The organism is Acidovorax sp. GW821-FHT11A03 (assembly GCF_058809075.1).
On the sequence record NZ_JBXASG010000003.1, the window covers coordinates 235,420 to 257,024 of the forward strand.

Sequence of the window (21,605 nt, forward strand, 5' to 3'; positions counted from 1 at the left end):
TGTTTTGATGTCAAGCGTTGTGACACTGTTTTGGTGGAAAATTGGGGCATGGACGAAGAAGATCGCTACACGCGCATAACGCTGCGCATTCCCAAAGACCTCCACGGTGCACTTACAGCCGAGGCGGATCGCACATCGAAAAGCTTGAATGCTCAGATCGTGGAAAGTCTGACTCATGGCTTCGAAAGTGCTGCCCGCCTGGGTGAGATCAAAGATGGGCTCATCAGGCAGGAACTGCAGATCGGAATCGCCAAGGACGAGGCGGCTGCGGCACGGAGGCAGGCCGAGCGTTACAAGGCGGAAGTGGCACGATTGGAAAAACTCGAGGAGCAGCGAATCGATGGTGAGCGCATATCCCGACTGCTCATGCGTTTGATTACCCAAGGTTTCCGGGTGCTTCTGAAAAGCCAAGATCTGAAGGATCTGATCGATCCGGATGTTGCGCTGGCGCGTGCGCTTCTTCAAAAAATCGATGCGGGTGGCGTTGGCGTCGCGGCGATGCTGGCTGGGATAGCCCCTGAAGATCCATCGTTGCATCAACTGCTGAAGTCGATTGCTGCCAGCGAGGCTGAAATGAACGCGCATCCAAGCGTTGCGCCCGCGCAAGTTGAGAGTCTTGATGCAACGCGCCAGCGGTCGGATGTGCGGGCCAAAGCCTCTCGGACGAAGACCAAGCCCTAACCCAGGTACGAAACTTACGTGGCGCCCGATGCGCTCAGTTTTGAGCGCATCTACCGTGGTGGAAATCGCAATGGTTGCCATCACAAGGCCCTCCCTGCCAGGCGCTCCATGAGCGGGCGCTCACGGTACTCGCCGAACGCCCCACCGAAGAACTCATTGGCGCCATCGTGCACGATGCGGTCCAGCTTCGGATTCGTCGTCAGCTCGCGCATGAAAGCCATGGTGTGGCACCAGTGCAGCGGCTGGCTCTTGCGCGAAGCGCCGTCCTCATGGCGGTTCATCGCAGAGTTCTCCAGGTGGAGCGTGCAGATCAGGTGGATTGCCTTGTCGCCGTACTTGCGCACCTGGTCGGTGTTGCGGTCGGCGGGGTTGGTATTGATCGCCTCGAAGATCTGCTCGCGCGTGGCACAGCGGTCTAGCGCTTCGCACAGCGGCATCAGGTACTGGCCAATCTCAATTTCGGCCGTTTCAAGCTGCAGGTCGGCCTCATCGACCTTCGCCAGCGCACTGAGGGCGGCGGCCTTCGAGAGGGCGTCGGGCGCGTTGTCGCGCATCCGCTCGGCTGTGGCGCGCACTTTTCGCCCAGCGTCCAGGGCCATGATCACCCGTCGCGCGGTATAGCGCAGGTACACAAGCTGCTTGATGAGTTGGTCGGCAGTCGCGACGCCGGTGAGTTCGAAGTTCATGGTTGGTACTGTGGCGCGAAGTGCGGTCGGGGACTAAATAAAGCGTTTTATTTGACTTTTTGGGCCGTGTTGTGCTACTTCTTCTTGCCGAAGACGCTGTTCATGAAGGCAAGGTAGGCATCAATGGCGCGCGCCAAGGTGCCGAACTTGGCGCCGAGCCAGAAGCCCGAACCGAATATGGCTGCGAGAAAGCCGATGAAAATCAAAGCGGCGAAGTCGATCATTTGGGGCTCCTGCCCAGCCCCGAAGGGCCGGGCGTCAGGGGTTGAGGGTTAGCCGTCGATGGCAGCGAGGATCAGATCGGTGGTGCTGGCAAATGCGTCCACCTCATCCACAGTCTTCGCGTCCACGATGTCGAACTTGGCGCCCTTGAGGTTGTCGTCCAGCTCCTGCAGGTAGCTGGTAGCCTCGCGTGCATCGCCCACCTGCACGAAGAGGATGGTCAGGGCGTCGTCGGTCTCCTGCGAGTTCGCTGCGTTGCGGATCACGTCGGCTGCTGCGGCCTTGTCGTCCGGCACGCCGTCGGTGAACACGACGATGAAATCCTTCTTGTCGGACTTGCCCGCCAGCTTGAGGGCTTCGGTCAAGGCCTGGGCCAGGGGCGTGCTGCCGCGGGGGCTGCGGGTGGCGAAGACTTCCTTCACCTTGTCGGCCGTGACGCCGGTGTGCGAGGTCACGTTGCTGCCACCGAAGATCACCACGTCGATGCCGTCGCTGTCGAACTTGCCCACGTCGCGGGCGAACTGCTCGGCGCTTTCCTGCACGGCCTGCCAGCGGGTGCGGGTCGAGCCAGCCTTCACCACGTCATCCATGGAGCCGGAGGCATCCACGACACAGATGAAGTCGAACTCGCCCAGCTTGGCGACATTGGCTTGTTGAGCTACTGCGTTCATTTTCAATTTCCTCATACGAGAGTTGTGCCGGCAAAAAGGGCCTGCCGGCGTGGCACTGGGGAATCGGTTCAGGTCCGGCGCATCAGCGCGAGGACGGCGCACAGGGAGGCCAGGGGGCCGTTTCCCGCGCGGCGGTACAAGCCATAGAGGCGGAGCCAGGTCACGCCCACCTCCAAACGGCACGCAGCACCAGGGCGATGGGGTAGAGGACGAACAAGCCCACGGCGACGGCGCAGGTGATCGCAATGCCGCGGGCCCAGGCCAGATTGGCCTCGGTGGCATCGATGAACTCGCGGCGAGCCTTCATGCGGGGCTCCAGAAGCGGTTTTGCTCGGCCTCGGCTTCGCGCTGCAACTGCTTCAGGGTGGCGCCGTAGTCGGGCGCATCCTTCAGCAGGCGCAGCGGTGCGCTCGTGCCCTTCATGGAGCCGCAGATCTGCGCGCTGCGGCGGTGGGCTTGCGCCTGTGCCGTGTCGCGGCCGGTGTGCACATCCTTGGGCAGGGCGTCGGCGGCCTGCGTGTAGAGGCTCTCGGCCATCCCCCACTGCATGGCGCCCTCGGCATTCTTCGCCGCCTTGGCCAGCAGGGCAGCATCGGTGCTCGCGGCGCGGGCTTGGCCAGCGCTCAGGAAGGAGGGGAGGGCGTTCATGCTGGCGCTCCGTTTGGAATGCGGGACCGGCGCGGGCGCTGGCTGAGCGAGGAGACGAACGCCCTGAACGACGAGTCCGCGCGCGGAGCAACCAGGCAGGCCGGCACCAGCAGGCGCAGATCTCCGGCGCGTGCGAAGTAGGTTTGGTCTCCGAACCCGATATAGGTGCAGCCGTAGCCGGCCTGGAAACCCGTGAAATTGCCGTGCTCATCGCTCGTGGGGCCCACGGTGTACGGAACAACGACTCGGCCTCGGTAAACGTCGCCCGTGTCCGGGTTCGTGTACTCGATCAAGTCGCCTTTCTGGAAGCGCGTGACCGTGGCAGCGGTATTGCTGCGCTGACTGTCGGCGCCCTGCTGGCCCGTGCTGACGGAGCTCACGCTGCCACCTCTTCGCTCAGGGCAGCGATTTCGCTGTGGCCGTCGTTTCCCAGGTAGATCACCCGGGCGGCGGTCTTGGAGTGGCCCACGCTGAGGCGGTCGCTGCGCTTGGCCAAGACCTCGCGCACCAGCTGGCCAACGGTGCGGCCCCAGCTCGATTCACCGGGATAGATCTCGTGCAGGCGACCGGCCTTGAAGTCGGCGGCCGTGGGCACGAAGGCCATGCCGAAGCGGTGCGCCACGCTGGCGCAAGCCTTGCCGATCAGCTCGGCGGAGTGGGAGCGGTTGCAGAACACGAAGTCGGCACCGAAGCGCACGACCTGGCCGTCGAGCATCGCGAAGGTGCAGCCCTTGTAGTCTTGCTGGCCGTCGAAGTAGGCGCCGCTGAAGCGCTTAGCCACGGCCTCGACCTGGGCGGTGTTGGGGCCGTCGGTCCAGCCGATGTTGATGGATGCGCCGCCGCTGTAGGTGCTGGAGCGAACTGTGAACTTGATGCCCTTGAAGGCTTCCTTCAGGGCTTGGCGGATCAGCTTGGCGGTATCAGCGCAAGAAACGTGCTTCGACATCTTTCACTCCATCGCCCGGGGTGGGCTGCTGGAATGAAGTTTAGAACAACCTAAACGAAAGAGTCAAGAAAATTCTTAACAAATTTGCGCTCTTTCTTGCGCGGGCGCCAAGCGTTCCGCCGAACTCCGCTGTCGCTTCTCCTTTGTGGGTGAACTGCTGCAGCTATGCGTACCCAGGAAATGAGAGAAGCCCGCTCATGGCGGGCTTCTCTCATTCTTGGACGGTCACTAAAACCCCATTGTCGAAGTAAAGATAATAGAACGGACCATGTCCAAAACTTGGGAAAACCCACTGCTCTCTGGCGCCGCGAGCTGTTTGAGTTTTGTTAACTTTCCAAGAATAGCACCACTTATAAGCTTGAATGGTTGCTTTGCACTCTGGACTTTTTAGCACATTCTCAATCTCGTCGGCACTCATCCCGATTCTTGGCGTCCAGTTCCTATGTGCCTGCTCTTCAAGTAACTTCTGCCCGCGTTCGAGTCTTCTTTTTTCGTAGTCTGGGCAAGCTTCTTCAGTCCACGCACCACTCTTATCCTTGCATTTGTATGTGTGAGCACTTGCGGATGCGAAAAGAGATAGAAATACGAATGCAATCAGAATCGGTTTATGCATTATCTTTTCTCGATATTGAAATTAAAGGATTATTTTTGATTGGCGATAATGATATGGATTTACAGTAGAGCGCCAGTCCACACGGCCCGTCCGATAATTTCGAAGTCTGGCGGGTTTAAGTAAACCTTTTGCTTTGGCTTGAAGTTGGGGTTCTCGGCAGTGGCCAGGATACCAATGCCATCAATCCGCTCCAGCCGCTTGATCAACAGTTCACCATCCACTCGAAAGGCGAAGAAATCTCCATTCAAGCGCTCCCGGTCTCCTCGGTTGATCAGTACCGCAGCGCCATCAGGAATCTTCGGCTCATTACTATTGCCATCGGATTCGACAACTACAGCATCCCCTACGGCAATGCCCATCCGTCGCAGAAAGTCGGCGCGGAATACCAGAGGCGGGTGGTCGTCTTCCGAGTAGACGACCTGGCCCGTGCCATTCGAAAACTTCACGTTGGCGCGGCGCACAGCTACGAAGTCGCCTATCTCTTGTCCCGCAACGCTGGGCGGCGGCAACTCACGCGGCGGAGGCGGTGGGCTCGATAAAAGCGCGAAGCCCTCTTCGAAGTATCGGTCAGACAGGTTCAGCTTGTCCGCAATGTTCTTTGCGGCCCGCTCCCCGAACGAGTCGCTTGGATCAAGTAGCTGCGTGATGCGCGCCTTGGTCACGCCAGCTGCAGTTGCGAACTGGGCTTGGTTGCCCGCCCACGGCTTCGAGTCAATCAGCGCCTGCAAGCGAGCTTTGCGGTAGAGGGTGAGTGCGTCCATGTCTGGTAAAGGATAAGCTTTCAGGGTGTAGAACATCCTTGACCTTGAGGTTAAGAATGTTCTAAACTGACGCCATGCTGAAACTCAAAACATGGCTCGATGCAGAGCGCGGCAGGGCGACCGCACTGGCGAACCGCCTCGGCCTGACGCTGAGCCGTGTCAGTCAATTCGCGGACGAAGGCGTGCCCCCCAAGTACATGCTCGCCGTCCGCGACTTCACCGGGGGCGAGATCACGCTTGACTCCATGGTGCAGGAGCGCACGCCCGTCAAGGCGGAGGCCTGACTGATGCGGCCTCACGCCATCCGCCGCCGAGCCATGCGCTCTGGCCTGTCTGCAGCCAGCTGCACGCAGCGCGCCTCGCATCGCACGCGCAACTCCCCAGCCTCCCACGAAAGCCGCAATCGGCTTGTCGTCATCACGCGCGCTGTCAGCCCTGTTTCGGGGTCGCGGTTTGCAGATATGGCCGTGCGCGTGGATTCGTGCACGACGGCGATGGGATGCGTGTTTGGTGTGTTCATGCCACGCAGTGTTCCAGCCGCCCATTTTTCCGTCCACGTCCAGATTTCGGAGAACCGGACATGAACCCAGTCCTCAACACATTGAAGCGCGCGATCCGCGAGTATCCACACAGTTACACGGGCATCGCCGATGACATCGGTAAGGACCCTGAAGTCCTCCGTAAGGAATTGGGCACAGGGGGCAATCACAAGCTGGGCGTACTGGATGCCATCGCTATCGCGGCCCACTGTTGCGAGGCAGGCACGGAATATTGCTACGACTTCGCCGTTCATGTGGCGGAGGAGTGCGGTGGCAAGTTCTCCGTCTTGGACGAAGTGCCGCAGCCAGCACATAGCCCCATGCAACGTGTTTCCACACTGGCGCGCGAGGCTGGCGATGTGACAGCCACGTTCATCGATGCGCTGTCAGACGGCGTGATTAGCGACAACGAATTGCACGGCATTGAGCGCGAGATCGCCGAAGCCGAAGGGGCCCTGCGCAAGCTCCGCCAAGCCGCGCGGGCCGTCAATGCGGCGGGTAAGCCTGCAGCGGAGCGCGCCCACATCACGTTGCCGGTGCGCCAGATGGGCCCCGAGGTCACCGTGGTGGAGCGCGTTGCAACCACCGAGTATCCGGACGGCACGCGCTTCGAGCTCCGCGAGTACATGAAGGACCAAGCATGAACCGCGTTGTCCGATTCATCAAGTCCTGCATCCGCCTGCGCTCGATCCGCCTGGCGCTGTGGGTTGACCAGTACGACGCGCACGAACCCAAGTTCTGAACATGCATCCACAGCACCCACTTTTGACCGTCTTTCCTTCTATGCCGGTCCACGTCTTTGAGCAGTTTCGGGATGGTGTCTTACCAGCGCCTCCGGTGGTCCTTCGCGCCATGCTCGAAAGCGAATGGTTCAAGGGGCTCAAGAAGTCTCAGCGCGCCATGTATGTGGTGACGTGGTTCCACTGGCTGAAGCGCGGGAGCAATCAACACAAGCGCATCGTTCGGACTGATACGCCTCGCTATGCGGCTGAGCTGGCTCAGGCTGGAATTGAAAGGGCTGCCCGTGCTTGAGTTGGACCGTATCCGTATTGATGGCGGCACCCAGTCGCGCGAGAAGATCGATGAGTCCGTGGTGGCCGAGTACGCCGAAGCTTTCAAGGCTGGCGTGCAGTTCCCTCCGGTGATCGTGTTCTTCGATGGGGTGGACCGCTGGCTGGCTGACGGATTCCACCGCTATCACGGCGCCCGTCTGGCGGGTCTGACCAAGATCTACGAAGACGTTACGCCAGGAACCCGGCGAGACGCAGTGCTGTACAGCCTCAAAGCCAATGCGACGCATGGCTTGAAACGTACCCATGCTGACAAGCACAAGGCGGTGGAGACGCTGTTGGAGGATGCGGAATGGAGCTTATGGCCAGAAGGCAAGGTCGCAGAAGCATGTGGCGTTAGCCGGAATCTTGTGCGCTCCATCAAGGCTTCACTTGTTCAAAAAACAAGTGAGGAGGCATTGGCGCTTGCAATGCCGACTCCTCCCGTCCCAGCAAAGGCGCAAGAAAAGTTTGATGCCATTGAGGCGCAAGGTGGCGTGCCGCGCTTTTACATCACAAAGCACGGCACCGTTTCAGCAATGAACACGGCCAATATCGGCCGCGCACCCGCTCCGGAGCCCACCCAGACCGGCGAGCACGCCACCACGCCGCCGGCTTCCGCCCCCAACGGCACCGCGCTGGACATGGCCGCCCGCCGAGGCATTGATCCGGCACCGGCCGCCCCTGCGCCAGCTACCACGCCCACGAGCGCACCACAAAGCCCGCCAGCCGATCCGGAGGATCTGCCGCCCGAATACAGCGAGTTGGATGCCGCGCGCGACCAGATCGCTGATCTGCAGGCCGCTCTCGCACTGGCCAACCTGGGTGAGGTGCCCGAGGCCGACCGCACCCAGGCCGCCGAGCTGATCGAGCACCTGCAGGGTGAGGTGAAGGGGCTCAGCGCGCAACTCCGCGCCGTCACCAGCAGCCGCGATTTCCTCATGCAGGAGAACGCGCAGATGAAGCAGCAGCTCGCCGCCCAGCGCCGCGAGATCGACCGTCTGAAGGCGGTGGCTGCGTGATGAATCAGGCCACGTCACCGGCCTTTGATGGTGACCGTCAGGAGTCCCCTATGCAACCCTTGCAGCTTCGTCCCTACCAGTCCGACAGCGTGGAGCGCCTACGTGATGGTTTCCGCGCGAAGCATGTGCGTCAGGTGTTGGCCGCGCCCACTGGCGCTGGCAAGAGCCGGATCATGGAGCACATGATCAAGTGCGTGCAGGCCAAGCGCACCCGGATCATGTTCGTATGCGAGCGCCGCGTGCTGGTTGAGCAGTTCTCCAAGCACCTGGACAGGGCCGGTATCGACCACGGCGTGCTGATGGCCAAGCACTGGCGCTTCCGGCCGCATCTGGAGGTGCAGATCGCCAGCGCACAGACCTTGGAGCGCATGGAGACGCTACCGCTCGTGGACCTGGTGTTCATCGATGAGCTTCACGCCTGCCTGCGCACAAGCATCATCAACATGATGGTGAACCAGCCCAACCTGCGCATCGTGGGGGCTACAGCCACGCCGTTTCACCCGGCCATCGGCACGCACTTCACCAACGTCGTGAGCGTCACCACCATGGCGGCGCTGGTTCGTGACGGCCACCTTGTCCCTTTCCGCGTCTTCGTCGCACGCGAGGTGGATACCAGCGGCGTGCCACTGGTGGCCGGCGAATGGAAGAAGGACGAACTCGAAGAGCGTGGCCGCAGGATCGTCGGCGATGTGGTGGCCGACTACGTGCGGATCTCACACGAGGTCTTCGGCGAGTACCGCAAGACCATTTGCTTCAGTTGCGGGGTTCAGCACGGCGCGGAGCTGGCCCAGCGGTTCAACGAGGCCGGGATCAACGCGGTTCAGATCAGCTCCAACGACGAGGACGACTACCGGGATCAGGTGCTCGAAGAGTTCGCGCGCCCGGATACCGACATCAAGGTCGTGATCAGCGTCGCCATCCTGAGCCGGGGCTTCGACCAGTCCGACATTGATCATGTCATCCTGGCCCGCCCGCTGAAGAAGTCCTTCAGCGAGCATGTGCAGATGGTGGGTCGAGGCGCCCGCACGCACGACGGTAAGAAGCTGTGCGTGATCCAAGACAACAGCGGCAACTGGCTGCGCTTTCAAGACGACTGGGACAAGCTCTACCACCACGGCGTTGAGGCTCTGGGCCCAGGCACGGACACGAAGCCGAAGAAGGAGCCAAGCGAAGCGCAGAAGGAGGCCGCAAAGTGCCCCAAGTGCTCCGCATTGTGGCCGCCCAAGACCGACACCTGCGCCCACTGCGGGCATGTTCGCGCGCGCGGCAACGACGTGCAGGCTGTCGCCGGGGAAATGATCGAGGTGGGCAGCACGAAGCCTGCCAAAGCTGAGAAGTACAGCGCCGACTACAAGCGGTCGTTCTATGCCCAACTGCTGGGGCACGCGCTTGAAAAGGGGCACAACCCGGGCAGCGCGTACCACCGTTACATCGAGAAATTCGGCGTGGCCCCGGCTGGGCCAAAGCCAAAGCCAGAGCCAATGGGCGAAGAGGTGCGCAGGTGGCTGGTCAGCCGCAACATCCGGCGCGCGAAGGGGAGGGCTGTCGCAGCATGACCGACCGCATCCGCGACGCACTGCAGTACCTGGCCCATGACGACCGCGAGGTCTGGATCATGGCGGGCATGGCCATCAAGCATGAGCTTGGTGAGGATGGCTTTGACCTCTGGGACACCTGGAGCCAGCGCTCCGACTCCTACGAGTCCAAGGCCGCCCGCGCATCCTGGCGCAGTTTCCGGGGCTCGGGAGTCACCATCGGCTCCCTGTTCCACGAGGCCCAGGCCGCCGGCTGGAAGCCCGCCGAGGATGACGGCTATACCCCGCCCACCGAAGCGCAACTGCAGGCCCAGCAGCAGGCCCGCGACGCCCGCCTTGCCGCCGAGCAGGCGCAGCGCGCCCAGGCTCAGGCCCAGGCCGCACGTAAGGCCGGGTGGATCCTCCACCAGTGCAAGCACGAGCAGCATGCCTACCTGCATTCCAAGGGCTGGCCCGAGGCTACCGGGAGCGTCTGGTGGCCATCCGAGGAGCAGAACCTGCTGTGTATTCCGATGCGCGTGGGCCGCGACCTTGTGGGCGTGCAGCTCATCGACCGCCGCGGCGAAAAGAAGTACCTGAAGGGCCAGCGCACGAGCGGCGCCGAATACTGCATCAGCAATCCCGGCCATGGGGCTCTGGACTGGTGGGTCGAGGGCTATGCGACGGGGCTCAGCCTGCGCGACTGCCTGCACGCGCTGCGCATGCGCTACCGCATCCACATCTGCTTCAGCGCGGGGAACCTCAAGCGCATGGCCACCGTTGGCGTCGTGGTGGCCGACAACGATGCGAAGAAGACCGGCGAGGCGGCGGCCCAGGCCACGGGCCTCCCGTATTTCCTGCCACCACCAGGGGACCTGAATGACATGCACAAGGCGCAAGGCGTCTTTCGCACCTCGCAGGCGTTGCGCAGGTGGCTTGCGACCGTCCCGGCAAACAAGGAGGCAGCCAGTGCCTGAAATCAACGAAGAGCTGTTGCAAGCCGGCAGGTCAACCAATGGCGGATGGAATCAAGCCCAGTTCGCATTGCTAGGGGTCGCTTGGCCTCCTCAGAAGGGGTGGAAGTTGCGCCTCATCGGAACACCCATCGACGCCGCTCAGGTCGAGTTGTTCCTCGCCTTGAAGGACTCGCACCTCAAGCCTCCAGACCGCACGCTGCAGCTCTTCTAGGGAGCGAGCAAGAGAAGCGCGCACGCCGCTCTAAACGTGCCGCCTGGATGTGTCGGCAATGGTTTAACGACAGGCACCGGGGGACAGCTGAACTGTGGGATTAGGGGCTGAGAAACAGCAAAGGGTGGCGAAGCCAGAGCCCTTGCCCCGAACGTCTGGCGGGTCTACGTGGCTCCGAAGGGCAGTAGTGAAGGACCAGCTAGGAATGGCTAGGTCCGTCCACCAAAGGGCAGAGACAGAAGAAAGAGGGTTGATGTGCAGAGGGGGGCGGTGTGGATTTTGAGAAACACAGGCGCGTGATGCTCGCCCACTGCGTGAAGTTGGCCCAGGTGGACAAGGCCTACGCGTGGTGGGCCGCCAAGCGGTACGCAAGGGAGTCGGAAGGGGTGCTCGCGGATCTGCCGCAGCAACTGGCCGACGCGATGAAACGGAAACAGGCGCGGGACGCCGAAGGGGACAAAGATGCCAGAGATCACGACAACCAATCTGCACCAGACCATGCACCGGGCGGTCATCCTTGAGGCGGAGCTGAGAGCGCTGGCCGTGGCGGCAGTGGCGGCAAAGCTGGGGCTTGACGCACTGGCGTCGCATATCGAGGTGAAGACGAACGTCTACACGCCTATGCATGGGACGAGGGGCGACCGCAGCCCCCGCGTCGAGGTGACTCTGATCGACCACCACGAGGGCAAGCCTCGCACGGGCATCGAGTGCCCGGCCGACGGAACCATGTCCGAGCTCATCGGAGGCGATGGCACTGGCCAAGTCCTACCTGAGATCGTCGCGCATGAGCCCAAGGCAGGCGACTGAGCATGATCAAGACCTCCTTGGAGATCCGTGGGCAGAAGGCGGTCGAGGACCAACTGCGCAAGCTCAGCGGGCGGGAGGCTGCCCAGGCGCACGCGGAGGCCCTGAACGACACCGGGCACCTGGCCCGCCGCGTGCTCATCAAGGAGCTGCGCAGCGAGTTCGACCGGCCCACGCACTTCATCTACAACTCCCCGAAGTTCATCCCCGCAACGGCAGACCGGCTATCCATCGCGGTGCTGCCCACCATCGATGCGCGCAATCTGCCCAGCAAGGGCGGGAAGGTGGGGGTAGACCCTCAACACGTCCTGCAGGCCCAGGCCTTCGGCGGCCGCCGTGCCGACAAACGCAGCGAGGTCGCATTGCGCAGGGCGGGCATCTTGCCACTGGGAATGCAGACCGTGATACCGGGCGACGAATGGGGTGGCCCGTTCCCCGGTAGCGACGATGGGCACGGAAACATCAAGGGGGCATTCATGGCCCAGATGATCAGCTACCTGCAGGCAAGTGGGGAGCAGGGCTACAGGCAGAACATGAAGGACAAGGGCAAGGCCAACGTGCGCGCGTACGGCAAGGCCAACGTCACGAAGAAGGAAAAGCAGTTGGCAGGCCCACGCCTGGGGCGCCGCTTCTTCATCAGCAAGGGCATCACGGGGGGCGGCAGGGGAGGGACTCAGCTACCGCCTGGCATCTGGGCGCAGCTAGGCGTGACAGGTGCGACGGTCAAACCTGTGCTGATGTTCGTGCGTCGCGGCACCTACGAGCCGCGCATAGACCTTGATCGCGTGGTGGAGCGTGCCGACCTGCAAGGCTACCTTGATCGCCGGGTCCGGTATCGCATCCGAAAGGTCGCAGGTGAGTGACTACAAGACGCCCCGGCTTGGTGCAAATGTGTTGCATATTCGCAACGTTTGCGATATTGTTGCGCTCGTGCAACAGTCAAAAATGATAGCTGCGGGTCCTCCCCGGAAGGGTGCCGCACGGGTAATTCGTGCCCCGCTGTGTCGCTATTTACCAACGTTCTATAGGGGCCTTAAGTGAATCACGCGGTGCTCGAAGCCCTGGATATCCCTTGCGACCAGAAGACCCTTGCCCAGGTGCTGGGGCTCAGCGAGGCGCGGATCAGCCAGCTCATGAAGGATGGAGTGATGCAGCGCGGGGACACCCTGGGCGAGCAGATCCTGGCGTACTGCGAAAACATCCGCGAGGTGGCGGGCGGGCGGTCGCCGGGCGAGGGCGAACTGGATCCGGGCCAGGAAAAGGCCAAGCTCGACCGCGAGCGCCGCATGGGCCAGCGCATCAAGAACCTGCAGGCCCTGGGCGAGTGGGCGGCGATCCAGCTGCTGGAGAAGACCTTGGCCAAGGCCAGCGCGGCGATGGCATCCAAGCTGGAGGCGCTGCCCGGGGAGATCATGAAGCGGGTGCCTGATCTTCCCTTCGAGGCGGTGGAGGCCATGCGCAACGCCATCGCGAAGGCGCGGAACGACTGGGTGTCAGATACGGGGGAGCTGAACCTTTCGGACGACCCGGATCCGGACGCCGACAACGACGACGAGGGGGGCGACTGATGGGCGCCCGTGATCTTCCGGATTTCCCGCTGACCGACGTTGACGAGATCAACGAGGAGACGCGCACCGCCATCTCGAAGGCCATCCGCTCGGGGTTCTCCCCCCTGGGGGTGGAGCCTCCCATGAGCCTGTCGAGGTGGGCGGAGGAGCACTTCTACCTGTCCGCCGAATCCAGCCAGACGCAGCAACGCTGGGTGCCGTTCCCGTACCAGCCCGGCATTCTGGATGCCATGGGCGATGACCGCATTGTCGAGGTCGATGTCCTCAAGAGCGCGCGCGTGGGCTACACGAAGATGCTGCTGGCCAGCATTGCCTACGACGCCCACCACAAGAAGCGCAATCAGGCACTGTGGCAGCCCACCGACTCGGACAGCGACAGCTTTTGCAAGACCGAGCTGGAGCCCATGCTGCGTGACGTGAAGGTCATGCGCAAGATCTTCCCGGCGCTGGGGAAAAAGAGCAAAGAGAACACCCTGAAGCTGAAGGCCTTCAGCGGCAGCCGGCTGCTGCACCTGCTGGGCGCCACGGCCGCAAAGAACTTCCGCCGCATCACCGTCGCCTCTGCGAAGCTGGACGAGGTGGACGGCATGGACCTGGTGATCGAGCGCAGCGCCGATCCGGTCACCCTGAGCCGCAAGCGCTTGGAAGGCGCCACCTTCCCGAAGCACATCCTCGGCAGCACGCCACGCATCAAGGGCTTGAGCCATATCGAGGGCCGCGTTCTCAAGGCGCAGGCCCGCATGGTGTACCAAGTCACCTGCCCGCATTGCGAGGCCGATCACCCGCTGTCCTGGGGCGGCGAGGATAAGAACTTCGGGTTCAAGTGGGACAAGGAAAACCCTTCGGACGTGTGGCACCAGTGTCACCACTGCTGCGGGAAGATCCGGCAGGCCGACTATCTGCGCATAGCAGGCGAAGGGGCTTGGGTCAGCGAGTGCGGTGTGTGGCGCTTCGGGGCTGACCGGGTATGGCGCAACGCTGCAGGCCTGCCCACCGCGCCGCCGAAGCATGTGGCGTTCAAGATCTGGACGGCCTACAGCCCGCAAGCCACCTGGGAGGAGATCGTCTCCGAGTTCCTGGCGGCGATGGTCGCGCGGCGCACCGGCAACAAGGGCCCGCTGATGGGCTGGATCAACGAGACGCTGGGCGAAACCTGGGAGGACGACGAAGCCGAGAAGCTGGAGGCGGACGCCATTCAGGCACGCGCCGAGGGCTACGCGCTGCGCACGGTGCCCATGGGCGGCCTGGTGCTGGTGGCCGGGGTGGACGTGCAGGATGACCGCTTCGAGGTCGTGGTGTGGGCCATCGGCCGCGGCGAGGAAATGTGGTGCATCGACTATGTGGTGATCCCTGCAGACCCCGCCCAGGATGAGGAGTGGGTCAGCAAGCTCGCGCCGTACCTGCAGTCCACATTCACCCACGAGAGCGGGGTGGAGCTGAAGCTGTCCGGCGTGGGCATCGACATGATGGGGCACTTCACGCACCAGGGCTACAACTTCGTGCGGTTCCGCGAGCGTCAAAAGATCTTCGGCGTGCGCGGCGACCCCACGCCCGGCCAGCCAATCAGCGCGGGCGCCAAGGCCCAGGACGTGAACTATCGGGGACACCTCGTGAAGAAGGGTGTGAAGCTCTGGTACGTGGGCGCCGACACGGCAAAGGACCTGCTTTTCCAGCGCCTGAAGGTCCGCGACGAAGGCCCAGGATACGTTCACTTCAGCGCAGGGCTCCCGGCCGCCTACTACACCCAGCTCACCGCCGAGCAGCGCGTGCTGACATCCACTGCACGGGGGCTCGTCACCCGCTGGGTGAATGTCAACCGGCTGCGCAATGAGGTGCTGGACTGCACGGTCTACGCCCTGTTCGTGGCCCACCGCTTGGCGCTGCACACGAAGACCGAAGCGGCCTGGCGAATCATCGAGCGCAAGCTGGGCATTGAGCCGCGCGCGCCGCGCCCCTTGCCGTCTCCGGACGGTGGTAGCCAGTCCGTCGCGCCCTCCGCGTCCGTGGTGCTACCAGCCCAAGCGGGCCCGCCACAGCCCCCGCCGCGCCCCGCCCGGCGCACCCCCCAGAAATCCCCCTTTGCGTCTGAAGAATGGAGCAGTGCACTATGACCACCAAGATTTTGTTTGATGACATCCAGCCTTTGCCACAGACGGCGGCGCAAGCCGAGGATGCGGCCGTACAGCTGGAGCGCGATTTTCTTGCCATCGTCCGCGAGGAGATCGGTATGCATGAGGGCCTTGCCGGAGTTTTCGCCCGCGCCCTGGTAGATGGCTTGCGCCGTCGGCTGGGCGGGCAGGAACTCTACATCCCGGCACCAGACCGCAGCGAGCGCGATGCGGCGATCCGGCGCGAGTTCTGCGGGTCGAATATCGATGAGCTGATGAAGCGGTACGGCCTGAGCCGCACGCGCATCTATGAAATCTGCGCGCGTGGTCAGGCGAAAAATCCGGCTTTGCCCCTAGAAACCGGACGCGCCCACGCGTAGGGTGGCGCGCATGTCCATCGCAACCGATATGGTTGCCAAGTACCTGGAGGCCGAAACAGCGCTGCTGCTCGGCAAGTCCGTGTCCTTTGGCGGCCGAACTCTTTCCTCTGAAAACCTCGCCGAGATCCGCCAGGGGCGGCAGGAGTGGGAGCGCCGCGCGGCGGCCGAGAGCAATCGAGGTGCAACCTTCGGCGGCTTGTCCTATTCCGTGGCCCGGTTCGACCGCCCCGACAGCTGACCCTCACGCCCAGCACACCATGAACATCATCGACCGATTCGTCGCCTGGCGCGATCCCGTGCGCGGCCTGCAGCGGGCACAGGCTCGCCGCGCCCTTGCGCACTACGAAGGCGCCAAGCCCAGCCGCGCACGCAAGCGTCGCAGCGACAACAGCAGCCCGAACGCCCTGGTCGGTGCTGGGGCCGCTGCGCTGCGCGCGCACGCCCGCTATCTGGAGCGGAATCACGACCTGTCCCGTGGGGCCCTGCGCGTTCTGGTGAACAACGTGGTGGGGGCCGCGGGAATCGGCATCGAGCCGCAGCCACGCCGGAGGGACGGCACTATCCACAAGGAGTACGCCGCCGCGCTACGCGAGGCCCACCGGGATTGGCAGCGAAAGCCGGAGGTGACCAAGAAATACCGCTGGCCCATGGCCCAGCGCCTGATGGCCTACACCTGGCTGCGCGACGGGGAGGCGTTCGCTCAGGAACTGGTCGGCCCGGTGCCGTACCTCAACCACGGCACGCGCGTGCCGTATTCGCTGGAACTGTTCGAGCCAGACTTCGTTCCGCTGGACGATGACGATGTGGGCAAGGGAATCCGCCAGGGCATCCAGACGAACGCCTGGGGCGAGGCCACCGGCTACCGGGTCTACAAGGGCGACCCGCGCGACGCCATGACGATCCGTGGCGCGAACGACCTGAAGACCGTCCCGGCTGATCGCATGCTGCACCTGGCCACGTTGGACCGGCTCCACCAGAACCGGGGGGTGTCTGAGTTCGCGAGCGTGGTGGGGCGCGTCGAGGACCTGAAGGACCTGGAGGAAAGCGAGCGCATCGCGGCCAAGGTGGCCGCATCCCTCACGGCTTTTGTTAAGCGCAACGACAAGAACGGCTACGAAGGCAGCGGTCCAGCGGTGGAGACCGACGAGGATGGCAAGCCGCTGCCGCGCGACATGCACATGCAGCCCGGCATGATCATCGACACGCTGCAGGTGGGCGAGGAAATCGGCGTGATCGACAGCAACCGGCCGAATCCGAACCTGGTTGCTTGGCGTGCTGGCCAGCTGCGTGCATTTGCCGCGGGCATTGGCGCCAGCTACTCCAGCGTGAGCCGGGACTACAACGGCACGTACAGCGCCCAGCGCCAGGAGCTGGTCGAGCAGTGGGTGCACTACGCGGTGCTGACCGACGAGTTCGTGGGCATGCTCGTGCAGCCGTCGTGGGAGACGTTCGTGCGTGTCGCCCACCTCAGCGGCGTGGTGCCGATTCCGGACGACGTGCAACCCGGTACGGAGGATGACGCGTTGTTCGTGGGCCAGTCCATGCCCTGGATCAACCCCGTGCACGAGGCTGCGGCCTGGGAGAAGTTGGTGCAGGCGGGCTTTGCAAGCGAGGTCGAGGTGATCCGGCGCCGCGGCGGCAATCCGCGCGATGTGCTGGAGCAGGTGGACTCTTTCCGCAAGGAGGCTGCGGAGAAGGCGCTGGTGTTCTCCAGCAATGCGGCAACGAATGCCGGTGTGGGCTTCGGCTCTACCAATACGCCAGCGAAAAAGCGCCAGAACGAAGAAGAGGAAGAAGAGGCGACCGCCTGAAAATAGTCCGGTTTCTTCCCTAGAAACCGGACAGGCGAATCCAGACACTGAGGGCTCCAATCGAGAGCCCTCAGTACATGAAGACCGCCCAACCATGGTATGCCATTCGCCGCAAGACCGCAGTCGCAGCCGCTGCAATCGGTGCGCAGGCGGCCGCCGAGATCCTGATCTACGGCGACATTGGCGAAAGCTGGTGGGACGAAACTGTCAGCGCGCGGAGCTTCCTGCAAGAGCTGAACGCGCTCGATGTGGACCACATCACTGTGCGCATCAACAGCCTGGGCGGCAGCGTTCCGGATGGTATTGCCATCTGCAACGCCATGAAGCGCCACAAGGCGACGATCACCGTTGAGGTCGATGGCATTGCCTACAGCATCGCCAGCCTGATCGCCATGGGCGGTGACACGATCAACATGGCCAGCAACGCGCTGATGATGATCCACGCCCCGTGGACCTATGCAGCGGGCAACAGCGCCGAGTTGCGCGACCTGGCCGACCAGCTCGATGCGTGGGCCGCAGCCATGTCCACCAGCTACGGCGCCCAGACCGGCGACCAGTCCGGCGCCCTGGCCCTGCTGACCGATGGCAAAGACCACTTCTTCACCGCCGAGGAAGCCCTGGCCGCCAAGTTCATCGACGCCATCACCGATGCAAATCCCATCGCCGCATCCGCTGCGCGCGATATGCCTGTTTCCCGTTACCGCTCCCCGCCTGCCGCCGTGCAGAAGGACGGCACTCCCGCAGCAGCCGCTGCAACTTCTGCTCAAGAGGACCCCATGAAAAACCGTAAGCATGTGCTGCAGAACGCAGTCGGCGCCGCTGGTGCCGCTCCGGCCGGTGGCGGCAATCCTGCGCCGGCCGCACCTGTCGCCGCGGCTCCCGCCGTGGATTCCGCTGCCGTGCTGGCCGCCGACCAGGCACGCCGCAATGGCATCGCCGCCAGCTTCAAGCCTTTCGCCGACCGCCCCGGTGTGTCCGACCTGATGGCTCGCCTGCAGAACGATCACGCCGTGACCGTCGAGGCAGCGGGTTCTCAGCTGCTGGCGCACCTGGCTGCCGGTGCAACCCCCGTCGCCGGTGGCCACGTCACGAAGATTGAGGACGAGGCGGACAAGCACCGCGCCGCCACCGAGCAGGCCCTAATGGCTCGTGCAGGCCTGATCAAAGCAGAGGGCTCCAACCCGTTCCGGGGCTTCACCCTGGGCGAGATGGCCCGCGCCAGTCTGGCCCGTGCCGGCGTGAAGTCCGAAGGCATGGACAAGCGCACCTTCATCGGTGCGGCCTTCACGCATGGCTCCAGCGACTTCACCAGCCTGCTGGCCAACGTGGCGAACAAGGCGCTGCTGACCGGCTACGAGGAAGCCGAGGAAACGTTCCAGATCTGGACCCGCTCCGGCACGCTGCCCGATTTCAAGACTGGCAGCCGTGTGGATCTGAATATGTTCCCCAGCCTGCGCAAGGTGGCCGAGGGTGCCGAGTACAAGCACGTCACTGTCGGTGATCGTGGTGCGAACGTGATCCTGGCCACCTACGGCGAACTGTTCGCGATCACCCGCCAAGCGATCATCAATGACGACGTGGATGCCTTCACCCGCATTCCTCGCACCATGGGCCGCGCTGCCATTCGCACGATTGGCGATCTGGTCTACGCCATCCTCACGTCGAACCCCAACATGCAGGACGGCGTTCCCCTGTTCCATGCGAACCACGGCAACCTGCTGACCGGCGCGGCGATCACTACGGGCAGCGTGGACGCGATGCGCGTGGCGATGGCTCTGCAGAAGCAGGGCCAGGCGACCCTCAACATGCGCATGAAGCACCTGATCGTGCCTATCGCCCTGCAAGGCACCGCGAACGTGGTGCGCGAGAGCGAGTACGAAGTGGGCACCAGCACGCGCAACAACACCACGCCCAACAGCGTGCGCAACACCTTCGAGGTGGTGGCCGATGCCCGCCTGGACGCAGCGTCCTCGACGGCCTGGTACGGCGCAGGCAGCTCGCAGATGCATGACACCGTGGAGGTGAACTACCTCGACGGCAACCAGGCCCCGTACCTGGAACAGCGCCAGGGCTGGAACGTGGATGGCACCGAGTTCAAGGTCCGCATCGATGCTGGCGTGAGCCCGCTCGACTGGAAGGCGCTGGCTCGCAACCCCGGACCTTGATAGCCAGCCATTGACAGGGGAGGGCGCCACGGCGCCAAGCCCGTCTCGAACCCCATCCCTCAAGGAACCTCATCATGAAAAACTTCGTTCAGATTGGCGACGTGCTGGACTACACCCCGGGCGCTGCGGTAGCCAGCGGCGCCGTGGTGGTCATCGGCGCGCGCATCGGCATTGCGATGACCGCCATCGCCGCGGGTGATACCGGTCCCCTGCGTGTCAAGGGCGTGGTCGAACTGGCCAAGCTCAGCACCGATGTGGTGGCACAAGGTGCGCTGCTGTACTGGGATGCGGACGATTTCCGCCTCACCACTACCGCCAGCGGCAACACCCTGGCCGGCTACGCGGCCAAGGCTGCAGGCAACGGCGCGACCACCGCCTGGCTGCATCTCAACGCCTGAGCCGGACGCATCATGGCCCTGAACCCGTTCGCCGCCCAGGAACAGCGCATCAATGGCGCTGTGTTGGGTCGCCTCGCCAACGCGCAGGCCGTCTACCAAGGCGGCGAGCCGTTTGCGGTCGTGTTCGATTCCGGGGCGGTGGAGATGTTCGGCAACGACGGCGAGGTCGCCGACCTGCCTGAGTACGCGGTTTCGCTGTACCTGGGCAAAACACCCGGTCTCACCCAGGGCAGCAAGCTGACCATCGACGGCAAGACCTACACGGTCGCGGGCGGCGTGCAACCCGATTCCAGCGGCTGGGCCGAGCGCGTGCCGCTGGCTCTGCTGAAGGGGTAACGCCGCATGTTCCTCGCCGCCACCGCCATCGCTGAGCACCTGCGCAACGCGCCGCACTTCCAGACCTGGGATGTGCGCAGCGGCTTGTCCCTGATGGACAACCAGAAGTATCCCGCCGTGGTCGTCCGCGTCCTGGGCGCCGGTGTGGATGGGAAAGACACGTCAACGGTGACCCCTTCGGTGTCCGTGCGGCTCATCCTGGAACGCTCGGATACCGCCGATCAGAAGATGGATGGGGCCTTTCGTGCCGCGCACTTCGAGTTGCACGGCCTGCAGATCAAAGATGCCACCGGCCACGTCTGGGCCCGCCTCAAATTGAGTGCCGTCCGCGACCTTCCGGTGGTGGATGCCTATGCCGGATGCGAACTGATCTTCCAGACCGACTCCGAATTCACAAGCAAGCACTGCGAGTGCTGATCAAGGAATGACCATGGCCAAGCAAGAGAAAGACACCGAGACCATCTACCTGCTCAAGCCCCACCGGCATGCAGGGCGTGAATACCCAGTGGGCGCACCGCTGGACCTGCCCGAGTCGAAAGTCATTTGGCTTGTCGGCCTGCAGGTCGCGAGCAAGACCGCGCCTACCAAAACCCCCGCAACGCCGAAGGAGGCTTGAGCATCATGGCTGCAACCATCAACACCACCAAGTCCCAAAGCTGGAAGGGGCAGGGCCCAATTCTCTGGGGCGACTACGACCCGGTGAACGGCACCAAGGACATGGCGTACATGGTCAACGTGGAGGCCTTCCCTTGCGGCAACCGCACGCTGTCCACCACGCTCACCAAGGAAACCAGCACGATCAAGGAAAGCTGCAGCGGCCAGCGCCTGGACCTGGAAGAAATCGCGGGCCCTGCGGAGATGACCTTCACACTGGAGCTGCAGCACATCGCCCCCCGGCTGCTCGCGCACTACCTGTACGGCCTGGCAGTGGACAAAGCTGCGGGCACGGTGACGGCGGAGAAGCTGCCGACCGTGGTGGCTGGCGACAACGTGTTCCTGCGCCATCCGAACGCCAGCAGCATCGTGATCGAGGACAGCACCAGCGGCACGCCGATTGAGCTGGACGAGGGCACTCACTACGAAATCAAGAGCCCCGAGCACAGCCATATCAAGATCCTGGCACTGCCCACGTCGCCCGCTGCGGTGCAACCTTTCAAGGTGGACTACGCGCACGCGGCCTACGTGAACATCGCTGCGTTCACCCAGGCGAACGCGGTGCGCAAGGGCATCCTGTTCAACGGCATCAACCACAACGGCCGCAAGGCCCGCCTGATCATGCCGTGCACATCGATGGTCCCCGGCGGTGACTACAACTGGCTGTCCGACGAGCCCATCACGATGCAGTTCACCGGCCGCGTGCTCTACGCCTCCGAGCTGGGCAACGACCCCGAGTACGGCAATTTTGCCCGCGTGGACTGGCTCGACTAAGCCCACGTCCCACCCCTGACCCGCCCGGCGCCAAGCGCGCCGAGCGTCTTCAAGTACCGCCGTCAGT

31 protein-coding genes are annotated in these 21,605 nt (G+C 63.5%); 22 read left to right on the plus strand and 9 right to left on the minus strand.

The window, feature by feature from the left end; translation table 11 throughout:
* The first annotated feature begins 48 nt into the window (after nucleotides 1-48).
* Complete coding sequence (locus tag AC1RVY_RS08290; RefSeq protein WP_492806156.1) at nucleotides 49-681, plus strand: toxin-antitoxin system HicB family antitoxin; 633 nt, start codon at nucleotides 49-51, stop codon at nucleotides 679-681.
* Nucleotides 682-761: 80 nt separating this feature from the next.
* On the opposite strand, the gene AC1RVY_RS08295 is transcribed toward AC1RVY_RS08290, so the two are convergent.
* The 9 genes from AC1RVY_RS08295 to AC1RVY_RS08335 form a co-directional block, all read right to left on the minus strand.
* Entirely contained in the window at nucleotides 762-1,367 is a 606-nt protein-coding gene (locus tag AC1RVY_RS08295; protein ID WP_492806157.1) for a hypothetical protein, read from the minus strand.
* A gap of 74 nt (nucleotides 1,368-1,441) precedes the next feature.
* A complete protein-coding gene (locus tag AC1RVY_RS08300) occupies nucleotides 1,442-1,591 on the minus strand; it encodes a hypothetical protein (protein WP_492806158.1) in 150 nt (49 codons plus the stop codon).
* 48 nt (nucleotides 1,592-1,639) lie between these two features.
* Nucleotides 1,640-2,260 carry a VWA domain-containing protein gene (locus tag AC1RVY_RS08305; protein WP_492806159.1) on the minus strand — a complete coding sequence of 207 codons (621 nt, stop codon included), beginning with the start codon at nucleotides 2,258-2,260 and terminating at the stop codon, nucleotides 1,640-1,642.
* 160 nt (nucleotides 2,261-2,420) lie between these two features.
* On the minus strand, nucleotides 2,421-2,567 hold the full coding sequence (locus AC1RVY_RS08310; RefSeq protein ID WP_492806161.1) for a hypothetical protein: 147 nt from the start codon (nucleotides 2,565-2,567) through the stop codon (nucleotides 2,421-2,423).
* Entirely contained in the window at nucleotides 2,564-2,908 is a 345-nt protein-coding gene (locus AC1RVY_RS08315; protein ID WP_492806162.1) for a hypothetical protein, read from the minus strand. The genes AC1RVY_RS08310 and AC1RVY_RS08315 overlap by 4 nt, the downstream gene beginning before the upstream one ends.
* The gene (locus tag AC1RVY_RS08320; RefSeq protein WP_492806163.1) at nucleotides 2,905-3,288 is read right to left on the minus strand and encodes a hypothetical protein; all 384 of its coding nucleotides are present in this window, start codon (nucleotides 3,286-3,288) and stop codon (nucleotides 2,905-2,907) included. Before AC1RVY_RS08320 ends, AC1RVY_RS08315 begins: the two co-directional genes overlap by 4 nt.
* On the minus strand, nucleotides 3,285-3,854 hold the full coding sequence (locus tag AC1RVY_RS08325; RefSeq protein WP_492806164.1) for an LPD29 domain-containing protein: 570 nt from the start codon (nucleotides 3,852-3,854) through the stop codon (nucleotides 3,285-3,287). The genes AC1RVY_RS08320 and AC1RVY_RS08325 overlap by 4 nt, the downstream gene beginning before the upstream one ends.
* A 211-nt stretch (nucleotides 3,855-4,065) precedes the next feature.
* A complete protein-coding gene (locus AC1RVY_RS08330) occupies nucleotides 4,066-4,467 on the minus strand; it encodes a hypothetical protein (protein ID WP_492806165.1) in 402 nt (133 codons plus the stop codon).
* A 59-nt stretch (nucleotides 4,468-4,526) separates the two neighbouring features.
* Entirely contained in the window at nucleotides 4,527-5,264 is a 738-nt protein-coding gene (locus tag AC1RVY_RS08335) for a S24 family peptidase (RefSeq protein WP_492806167.1), read from the minus strand.
* Between the two features lie 38 nt (nucleotides 5,265-5,302).
* On the opposite strand from AC1RVY_RS08335, the gene AC1RVY_RS08340 reads away from it, so the two are divergent.
* From AC1RVY_RS08340 to AC1RVY_RS08440, 21 genes are all read left to right on the plus strand, one after another.
* Entirely contained in the window at nucleotides 5,303-5,512 is a 210-nt protein-coding gene (locus tag AC1RVY_RS08340) for a hypothetical protein (protein ID WP_492806169.1), read from the plus strand.
* Nucleotides 5,513-5,808: 296 nt separating this feature from the next.
* On the plus strand, nucleotides 5,809-6,411 hold the full coding sequence (locus AC1RVY_RS08345) for a phage regulatory CII family protein (protein WP_492806170.1): 603 nt from the start codon (nucleotides 5,809-5,811) through the stop codon (nucleotides 6,409-6,411).
* Nucleotides 6,412-6,511: 100 nt separating this feature from the next.
* Nucleotides 6,512-6,799, plus strand: a complete 288-nt coding sequence (locus tag AC1RVY_RS08350; RefSeq protein ID WP_492806171.1) for a hypothetical protein — start codon at nucleotides 6,512-6,514, stop codon at nucleotides 6,797-6,799.
* A complete protein-coding gene (locus AC1RVY_RS08355; protein ID WP_492806172.1) occupies nucleotides 6,750-7,838 on the plus strand; it encodes a hypothetical protein in 1,089 nt (362 codons plus the stop codon). The genes AC1RVY_RS08350 and AC1RVY_RS08355 overlap by 50 nt, the downstream gene beginning before the upstream one ends.
* 50 nt (nucleotides 7,839-7,888) lie before the next feature.
* Nucleotides 7,889-9,394, plus strand: a complete 1,506-nt coding sequence (locus tag AC1RVY_RS08360; protein WP_492806174.1) for a DEAD/DEAH box helicase — start codon at nucleotides 7,889-7,891, stop codon at nucleotides 9,392-9,394.
* Complete coding sequence (locus AC1RVY_RS08365) at nucleotides 9,391-10,329, plus strand: PriCT-2 domain-containing protein (RefSeq protein WP_492806175.1); 939 nt, start codon at nucleotides 9,391-9,393, stop codon at nucleotides 10,327-10,329. The genes AC1RVY_RS08360 and AC1RVY_RS08365 overlap by 4 nt, the downstream gene beginning before the upstream one ends.
* Nucleotides 10,322-10,540, plus strand: coding sequence for a hypothetical protein (locus AC1RVY_RS08370; RefSeq protein ID WP_492806176.1), 219 nt, complete (start codon nucleotides 10,322-10,324; stop codon nucleotides 10,538-10,540). The genes AC1RVY_RS08365 and AC1RVY_RS08370 overlap by 8 nt, the downstream gene beginning before the upstream one ends.
* A gap of 296 nt (nucleotides 10,541-10,836) precedes the next feature.
* Nucleotides 10,837-11,061, plus strand: a complete 225-nt coding sequence (locus tag AC1RVY_RS08375; protein WP_492806177.1) for a hypothetical protein — start codon at nucleotides 10,837-10,839, stop codon at nucleotides 11,059-11,061.
* Nucleotides 11,039-11,347 carry a hypothetical protein gene (locus AC1RVY_RS08380; RefSeq protein ID WP_492806178.1) on the plus strand — a complete coding sequence of 103 codons (309 nt, stop codon included), beginning with the start codon at nucleotides 11,039-11,041 and terminating at the stop codon, nucleotides 11,345-11,347. Before AC1RVY_RS08375 ends, AC1RVY_RS08380 begins: the two co-directional genes overlap by 23 nt.
* Nucleotides 11,348-11,349: 2 nt before the next feature.
* Nucleotides 11,350-12,207: a hypothetical protein gene (locus AC1RVY_RS08385; RefSeq protein ID WP_492806180.1), complete on the plus strand. Its 858-nt coding sequence runs from the start codon at nucleotides 11,350-11,352 to the stop codon at nucleotides 12,205-12,207.
* 186 nt (nucleotides 12,208-12,393) lie between these two features.
* Nucleotides 12,394-12,912 (plus strand): hypothetical protein, encoded by a 519-nt coding sequence (locus AC1RVY_RS08390; RefSeq protein WP_492806181.1) that lies wholly within the window; start codon nucleotides 12,394-12,396, stop codon nucleotides 12,910-12,912.
* A complete protein-coding gene (locus AC1RVY_RS08395; RefSeq protein WP_492806182.1) occupies nucleotides 12,912-15,023 on the plus strand; it encodes a phage terminase large subunit family protein in 2,112 nt (703 codons plus the stop codon). Before AC1RVY_RS08390 ends, AC1RVY_RS08395 begins: the two co-directional genes overlap by 1 nt.
* A complete protein-coding gene (locus AC1RVY_RS08400) occupies nucleotides 15,020-15,400 on the plus strand; it encodes a Mor transcription activator family protein (protein ID WP_492806184.1) in 381 nt (126 codons plus the stop codon). The genes AC1RVY_RS08395 and AC1RVY_RS08400 overlap by 4 nt, the downstream gene beginning before the upstream one ends.
* A gap of 10 nt (nucleotides 15,401-15,410) precedes the next feature.
* Complete coding sequence (locus tag AC1RVY_RS08405; protein ID WP_492806185.1) at nucleotides 15,411-15,638, plus strand: DUF6148 family protein; 228 nt, start codon at nucleotides 15,411-15,413, stop codon at nucleotides 15,636-15,638.
* Nucleotides 15,639-15,657: 19 nt separating this feature from the next.
* The gene (locus AC1RVY_RS08410; RefSeq protein WP_492806187.1) at nucleotides 15,658-17,211 is read left to right on the plus strand and encodes a phage portal protein; all 1,554 of its coding nucleotides are present in this window, start codon (nucleotides 15,658-15,660) and stop codon (nucleotides 17,209-17,211) included.
* A 77-nt stretch (nucleotides 17,212-17,288) separates the two neighbouring features.
* Nucleotides 17,289-19,376 (plus strand): ClpP-like prohead protease/major capsid protein fusion protein, encoded by a 2,088-nt coding sequence (locus AC1RVY_RS08415; protein ID WP_492806189.1) that lies wholly within the window; start codon nucleotides 17,289-17,291, stop codon nucleotides 19,374-19,376.
* A gap of 74 nt (nucleotides 19,377-19,450) precedes the next feature.
* A complete protein-coding gene (locus AC1RVY_RS08420) occupies nucleotides 19,451-19,774 on the plus strand; it encodes a DUF2190 family protein (RefSeq protein WP_492806191.1) in 324 nt (107 codons plus the stop codon).
* A gap of 12 nt (nucleotides 19,775-19,786) precedes the next feature.
* Nucleotides 19,787-20,110, plus strand: coding sequence for a head-tail joining protein (locus tag AC1RVY_RS08425; protein ID WP_492806193.1), 324 nt, complete (start codon nucleotides 19,787-19,789; stop codon nucleotides 20,108-20,110).
* A gap of 6 nt (nucleotides 20,111-20,116) precedes the next feature.
* Nucleotides 20,117-20,527 (plus strand): hypothetical protein, encoded by a 411-nt coding sequence (locus AC1RVY_RS08430; RefSeq protein WP_492806195.1) that lies wholly within the window; start codon nucleotides 20,117-20,119, stop codon nucleotides 20,525-20,527.
* A gap of 13 nt (nucleotides 20,528-20,540) precedes the next feature.
* The gene (locus tag AC1RVY_RS08435) at nucleotides 20,541-20,726 is read left to right on the plus strand and encodes a DUF7210 family protein (RefSeq protein WP_492806197.1); all 186 of its coding nucleotides are present in this window, start codon (nucleotides 20,541-20,543) and stop codon (nucleotides 20,724-20,726) included.
* Nucleotides 20,727-20,731: 5 nt separating this feature from the next.
* Nucleotides 20,732-21,538 (plus strand): phage tail tube protein, encoded by an 807-nt coding sequence (locus AC1RVY_RS08440; protein ID WP_492806199.1) that lies wholly within the window; start codon nucleotides 20,732-20,734, stop codon nucleotides 21,536-21,538.
* Nucleotides 21,539-21,605: the final 67 nt, after the last annotated feature.

What these genes read in the sequence shown, in the direction of transcription:
- AC1RVY_RS08335 (WP_492806167.1), bottom strand. Translation starts at nt 5,264, where the DNA reads ATGTTCTACACCCTGAAAGCTTATCCTTTACCAGACATGGACGCACTC.
- AC1RVY_RS08410 (WP_492806187.1), top strand. Translation starts at nt 15,658, where the DNA reads ATGAACATCATCGACCGATTCGTCGCCTGGCGCGATCCCGTGCGCGGC.
- AC1RVY_RS08330 (WP_492806165.1), bottom strand. Translation starts at nt 4,467, where the DNA reads ATGCATAAACCGATTCTGATTGCATTCGTATTTCTATCTCTTTTCGCA.
- AC1RVY_RS08380 (WP_492806178.1), top strand. Translation starts at nt 11,039, where the DNA reads ATGCACCGGGCGGTCATCCTTGAGGCGGAGCTGAGAGCGCTGGCCGTG.
- AC1RVY_RS08290 (WP_492806156.1), top strand. Translation starts at nt 49, where the DNA reads ATGGACGAAGAAGATCGCTACACGCGCATAACGCTGCGCATTCCCAAA.
- AC1RVY_RS08430 (WP_492806195.1), top strand. Translation starts at nt 20,117, where the DNA reads ATGTTCCTCGCCGCCACCGCCATCGCTGAGCACCTGCGCAACGCGCCG.
- AC1RVY_RS08435 (WP_492806197.1), top strand. Translation starts at nt 20,541, where the DNA reads ATGGCCAAGCAAGAGAAAGACACCGAGACCATCTACCTGCTCAAGCCC.
- AC1RVY_RS08310 (WP_492806161.1), bottom strand. Translation starts at nt 2,567, where the DNA reads ATGAAGGCTCGCCGCGAGTTCATCGATGCCACCGAGGCCAATCTGGCC.
- AC1RVY_RS08425 (WP_492806193.1), top strand. Translation starts at nt 19,787, where the DNA reads ATGGCCCTGAACCCGTTCGCCGCCCAGGAACAGCGCATCAATGGCGCT.
- AC1RVY_RS08315 (WP_492806162.1), bottom strand. Translation starts at nt 2,908, where the DNA reads ATGAACGCCCTCCCCTCCTTCCTGAGCGCTGGCCAAGCCCGCGCCGCG.
- AC1RVY_RS08405 (WP_492806185.1), top strand. Translation starts at nt 15,411, where the DNA reads ATGTCCATCGCAACCGATATGGTTGCCAAGTACCTGGAGGCCGAAACA.
- AC1RVY_RS08350 (WP_492806171.1), top strand. Translation starts at nt 6,512, where the DNA reads ATGCATCCACAGCACCCACTTTTGACCGTCTTTCCTTCTATGCCGGTC.
- AC1RVY_RS08415 (WP_492806189.1), top strand. Translation starts at nt 17,289, where the DNA reads ATGAAGACCGCCCAACCATGGTATGCCATTCGCCGCAAGACCGCAGTC.
- AC1RVY_RS08325 (WP_492806164.1), bottom strand. Translation starts at nt 3,854, where the DNA reads ATGTCGAAGCACGTTTCTTGCGCTGATACCGCCAAGCTGATCCGCCAA.
- AC1RVY_RS08340 (WP_492806169.1), top strand. Translation starts at nt 5,303, where the DNA reads ATGCTGAAACTCAAAACATGGCTCGATGCAGAGCGCGGCAGGGCGACC.
- AC1RVY_RS08440 (WP_492806199.1), top strand. Translation starts at nt 20,732, where the DNA reads ATGGCTGCAACCATCAACACCACCAAGTCCCAAAGCTGGAAGGGGCAG.
- AC1RVY_RS08360 (WP_492806174.1), top strand. Translation starts at nt 7,889, where the DNA reads ATGCAACCCTTGCAGCTTCGTCCCTACCAGTCCGACAGCGTGGAGCGC.
- AC1RVY_RS08295 (WP_492806157.1), bottom strand. Translation starts at nt 1,367, where the DNA reads ATGAACTTCGAACTCACCGGCGTCGCGACTGCCGACCAACTCATCAAG.
- AC1RVY_RS08385 (WP_492806180.1), top strand. Translation starts at nt 11,350, where the DNA reads ATGATCAAGACCTCCTTGGAGATCCGTGGGCAGAAGGCGGTCGAGGAC.
- AC1RVY_RS08420 (WP_492806191.1), top strand. Translation starts at nt 19,451, where the DNA reads ATGAAAAACTTCGTTCAGATTGGCGACGTGCTGGACTACACCCCGGGC.
- AC1RVY_RS08400 (WP_492806184.1), top strand. Translation starts at nt 15,020, where the DNA reads ATGACCACCAAGATTTTGTTTGATGACATCCAGCCTTTGCCACAGACG.
- AC1RVY_RS08345 (WP_492806170.1), top strand. Translation starts at nt 5,809, where the DNA reads ATGAACCCAGTCCTCAACACATTGAAGCGCGCGATCCGCGAGTATCCA.
- AC1RVY_RS08395 (WP_492806182.1), top strand. Translation starts at nt 12,912, where the DNA reads ATGGGCGCCCGTGATCTTCCGGATTTCCCGCTGACCGACGTTGACGAG.
- AC1RVY_RS08305 (WP_492806159.1), bottom strand. Translation starts at nt 2,260, where the DNA reads ATGAACGCAGTAGCTCAACAAGCCAATGTCGCCAAGCTGGGCGAGTTC.
- AC1RVY_RS08365 (WP_492806175.1), top strand. Translation starts at nt 9,391, where the DNA reads ATGACCGACCGCATCCGCGACGCACTGCAGTACCTGGCCCATGACGAC.
- AC1RVY_RS08355 (WP_492806172.1), top strand. Translation starts at nt 6,750, where the DNA reads ATGCGGCTGAGCTGGCTCAGGCTGGAATTGAAAGGGCTGCCCGTGCTT.
- AC1RVY_RS08300 (WP_492806158.1), bottom strand. Translation starts at nt 1,591, where the DNA reads ATGATCGACTTCGCCGCTTTGATTTTCATCGGCTTTCTCGCAGCCATA.